Origin of the sequence: Halolamina salina (assembly GCF_042678005.1) — an archaeon.
In the GTDB taxonomy this organism is placed as follows: domain Archaea; phylum Halobacteriota; class Halobacteria; order Halobacteriales; family Haloferacaceae; genus Halolamina; species Halolamina salina.
Genome location: NZ_JBHUDH010000093.1, coordinates 4,249 through 8,233, shown reverse-complemented (window position 1 = coordinate 8,233; position 3,985 = coordinate 4,249). Strand labels below are relative to the sequence as shown.

Annotated in this window: 6 protein-coding genes; 4 read left to right on the top strand and 2 right to left on the bottom strand. The window is 70.7% G+C overall.

Going from position 1 to position 3,985, the window contains the following annotated elements; all coding sequences use genetic code 11:
- The first annotated feature begins 87 nt into the window (after window positions 1-87).
- Window positions 88-1,017 (top strand): hypothetical protein, encoded by a 930-nt coding sequence (locus ACFR9S_RS09010; protein WP_379818456.1) that lies wholly within the window; start codon window positions 88-90, stop codon window positions 1,015-1,017.
- Here ACFR9S_RS09010 and ACFR9S_RS09005 read toward each other — a convergent pair.
- A complete protein-coding gene (locus ACFR9S_RS09005; protein ID WP_379732443.1) occupies window positions 1,014-1,472 on the bottom strand; it encodes a DUF4385 family protein in 459 nt (152 codons plus the stop codon). The two genes, ACFR9S_RS09010 and ACFR9S_RS09005, sit on opposite strands and share 4 nt — an antisense overlap.
- A gap of 89 nt (window positions 1,473-1,561) precedes the next feature.
- Here ACFR9S_RS09005 and ACFR9S_RS09000 point away from each other — a divergent pair, with 89 nt between their 5' ends.
- Both ACFR9S_RS09000 and ACFR9S_RS08995 read left to right on the top strand, forming a co-directional pair.
- The gene (locus ACFR9S_RS09000; RefSeq protein WP_379732442.1) at window positions 1,562-2,047 is read left to right on the top strand and encodes a PaaI family thioesterase; all 486 of its coding nucleotides are present in this window, start codon (window positions 1,562-1,564) and stop codon (window positions 2,045-2,047) included.
- Between the two features lie 70 nt (window positions 2,048-2,117).
- Window positions 2,118-2,543 (top strand): HIT family protein, encoded by a 426-nt coding sequence (locus ACFR9S_RS08995; RefSeq protein ID WP_379732440.1) that lies wholly within the window; start codon window positions 2,118-2,120, stop codon window positions 2,541-2,543.
- 33 nt (window positions 2,544-2,576) lie between these two features.
- On the opposite strand, the gene ACFR9S_RS08990 is transcribed toward ACFR9S_RS08995, so the two are convergent.
- Complete coding sequence (locus ACFR9S_RS08990) at window positions 2,577-3,146, bottom strand: cysteine hydrolase family protein (protein ID WP_379732439.1); 570 nt, start codon at window positions 3,144-3,146, stop codon at window positions 2,577-2,579.
- Window positions 3,147-3,220: 74 nt separating this feature from the next.
- Here ACFR9S_RS08990 and ACFR9S_RS08985 point away from each other — a divergent pair.
- The coding region (locus ACFR9S_RS08985; RefSeq protein ID WP_379818455.1) for an Hvo_1808 family surface protein at window positions 3,221-3,985 on the top strand (765 nt) is incomplete at its 3' end.

Below are 3,985 nucleotides of genomic sequence, written 5' to 3'. Positions count from 1 at the left end.
CGGGGCTCCCCGCCCGCCCGCGGATCACGCGCATACCGGCTCTCCGGCTCCGACGTACCTAAGCGTGGCCGTCGCGACGCCTCGGGTATGCCCGCGGATCAGGCGGCGAGCGAGGCTCCCGTCCCGCTCCCCGACGCGCTCCTCGCCCGCTACGCGCGCTTCTCCTGCTACAACTCCCCCTACCCCGCCCACGACCGCGGCTGTGCGGTCGACCTCTACCCGGACGACGGCACCGCGCCCGCGCCGCTTCCCGGCGAGGTGCTCGACACCCGGACGGTCGCCTGCCCGGACCGCCCGTACGCGGTCGACCACGACCACCTGATCGTGCTCGACGTGGCCGACGACTGGGCCGGCGGGCGAGGATCGGACCTGCTCGCCCGAATCCTCCACGTCGATCCTGCCGTCTCTTCGGGCGAGTGGATCGATGCCGGCGACTCGCTCGGTGAGACGGTGCGCTCGGGCTTCTTCGGCCGCTGGGTCGACGACCACCTCCACCTCGGTTTCCGTCCCGCCGACGTGAACCCCTACCGGGCGTCGGGTTCGCTCCCCGTCGTGCCCGACGTGCCGATCACGGGTGCGCCGTGGGACGGCACCGGTACGGTCGTCGAGACCGGGCAGACGTTCGTCCGACTCGACGCGCCCGCCCACCCCGATCCGGGGTGCTGGGCGACGATCGCGGCTGACGACGGGACGCCGCTGGACGGCGGGCTGGCCCACTACTCCGGTGGCGGTGCGTACGGCGTCGACGGCCGACCCGAGGGATCGCTCTCGCTGCTCGGCAGCGAGGTTGGGACGGCGACGCCGCGGGACGGCGGCGGCGCGGACGTGGACTGGGGCGACGTGGCGATCGAGGTCCGCGGGACGGACCGGACCGAGCGCGCGACGGGGCTCTCGCTGTTCGCCGCGACGGGGGCGTTCGGCGCGAAGATCGTCTTCCACGAGGGCCACGGCTTCGCCGTCGGCGACGAGGTGCGAGCGTCGATCGAGTCCGCGGACGCGTCGATTCGACTGGGTTAGCCGCGTCGCTCGCGCCACTCCCGCTTGCGTCGCTGGTACGCCTCGTCGTCCTCGAGGCGGCGTCGAACGTGGTCGAAAATCAGCGCCGCCTTCCGCTTCTCGGCGTCGGCCCAGTGGACTCTCTCGCGCTCGTTGCCGTCACTGTCGTACTTTCGGCCGCCCGGGTAGTGTGCGTAGCGCATCGCCCGGGTGTACCCCATCCGGAGGTACTTCCGGGCCATGTCCATCCCGACGAACTCGTCGTCGCGGCGGTAGCGGAGGAACCGCTCGTAGATGGCTTCGGCGGCCTCGGCGGCGGTTTCGGGGTCGGCGTACCCCCACAGCGGGAGGAGTTCCGACTTGTACGGCTGCACCTTGAACACGCCCTCCTCTCCCCGGCCGATGCGGTACGGCTCGGGGTCGGCCCGGAAGTCGTGGTCGTACTCGCCGTCGTCGTCCTCGGGGAGGTCACCCATCGCGGGCATCGGCGGCGGTTGGGACGGCGACGGCCTGAAACTGTCCCCGAACCCCGCGGCTACTTGGTGGGCCGGACCCCAGCGGGAGTATGACCGACGTTCCGCCGCTGCCGGAGGAGGCCGCCGAGTTCCTTCGCTACGCGATCGAGGAGGAGCACGGCTACCTCTCGTGGCTGGGCACCGAGGTCGGCGCCGTCGAGCGCGGCCGGATCGAGCTCACGGTGCCGTTCGACGAGAAGCTCACCAACATCGCGTCGAAGCCCACGATCCACGGCGGCGTCGCCGCGACGCTGATCGACACCGCGGGCGGGCTGGCGCTGCGGCTCGCCGCCGAGGACCCGCTGGCGGTCGACGTGGCGACGGTGAGCCTGAACGTGAACTACCTCCGGCGGGCGACCGGCGACCTCCACGCGACCGCGGACGTCGTCCGGGCCGGCTCCACGATCGGCGTCAGCCGCGTCGACGTGACCAGCACGGTGCCGGAAGACGGCGACGAGGACGTGGACTGGGGCGTCGAGGAGGGGGAGGAACGGCTCGTGGCAACGGGACAGCCCTCCTACCGGCTGTTCCGGTAGCGACCGTTCGGGGCGGAATTTCGTCCCCTCCCGGCGGTGTACTTTTGGCGCCGACGGCGCACCACCGTCCATGTCCGACTGCGCCTTCTGTTCGATCGTTGCCGAGCGTGCTCCCGCCTATCGAGTGTACGAGGACGGGCGGACGCTCGCCTTTCTTGACGTGAACCCGGCGGCTCGGGGGCACACGCTGGTCGTCCCGAAGGAGCACGCCGAGTCGATAACCGAGATGCAGGCTCCGCTCGTCGGGGACGTGTTCCGGACCGCACAGCGGGTCGCTGCCGCGCTGGAGTCGGCGTTCGAGCCGGACGGGATCAACGTCGTCCAGTCGAACGGACGCGCGGCGGGACAGGAGGTGCTTCACGCACACGTCCACGTGATCCCCCGGTCCGAGGACGATAGCGTGGATCTCGACTGGACGGCCGGCGACCCCGACGACGCGGTTCTGACGGACACTGCGGCCACGCTCCGTGAGGAGTCGGACGCGCTGTCGCGGTAGACCCCGGGCGAGGACCCTGCAGTCCAGCGTCCGTTACGCGAACGTCACGTCGTCGCGTTCGGTCACTTCGCCGAACAGCCAGTCGGCGTGTTCGACGGTGTACTCCTTGTGATCCTCTTCGATGTACCCGAGCGCGTCCTCGACGATCACGGGTTTGTAGTCCCGCAGGCCGGCGCTGCCGGCGGTGTGGAGCACGCAGACGTTCGCGAGCGTGCCGCAGATGAGCAGGTCGTCGATGCCGTGGGTGTCGAGGTAGCCCTCCAGCCCGGTCCGGTAGAACGCGTCGTAGGTGTGTTTCTCGACGACGTAGTCCGCCTCGCGCACGTCGAGGTCGTCGTGGAGTTCGGCGTCCCACGTCCCCTCGACGACGTGTTCGCCCCAGCGCTCGAACTCGTCGTAGTAGTGGTTCCCGTCGAACTGCTCCTCGGGGTGGGTGTCCTTCGTGTAGACGACGCTCGCGCCGGCGTCGCGGGCACGGGCGACGAGTTCGGTCACTGGCTCGATCGCCGACTCGCTCGCGGGCGCGAACAGGCTGCCGTCGGGGTGGCAGAACCCGTGCTGCATGTCGACGACGACGACCGCGGTGCTGTCTGGATCGTACACGGCGGAGGGATGGGCCGTCGCCGTCTTAGTTCCCTCGCCGGGGTCTTTTTGCGTGGGCCTCCCCATGTGCGCGTATGCGACGACTCGCGACGGTCCTCGCTGTCACCCTGGTCGTCCTCGCCGGGATCGCCCCCCTCGCGGCCGCGGCCCCCCCGGTCGCCGACGCCGCCGTCGGCGACGCCGCGGCGACGGCCCAGACGGAGCCGAGCAACGAGAGCGCGCCGCCGGACCCGGAGCGCGACCGGATCGGCTGGGAGGACGGCTACTGGCACAACGAGAGCATCGACGTGAACCAGAGCGACGGGCTGACGCAGGCCGAACTCAACGCCACGGTCGCACGGGCGATGGCTCGCGTGGAGGTGATCCGCGAACTGGAGTTCAACACGACGGTGCCCGTCGACATCGTCTCGCGTTCGGCGTTCGCGAACTCCTCGGGCAACAGCTCCTACAGCGAGGCGTTCCGCGCGTTCGACAACGCGAAGTTCGAGGCGCTGTTCCTGATCGGCGAGGACGAGGACTCGCTGGGGGTCCAGCAGTCCAACCGCGGCGCGACCGTCGGGGGCTACTACAGCCCCGCCGCGGACTCCATCGTGCTCGTCACGGACAACGAGACGACCCTCCAAGTCGACGAGCTCACCCTCGGCCACGAACTCGTCCACGCGGTGCAGGACCAGCGGTTCGGCCTCGGAAACGTCAGTAGTCGGACCCGCGACGGCGCCAACGCCAACAGCGGGCTGATCGAGGGCGACGCCAACTACGTGCAGGAGCAGTACCGACAGCGGTGTGCCGAGGGCGGCGCGTGGGCCGGGAGCTGCCTCCGCCCCGACGCCAGCGGTGGC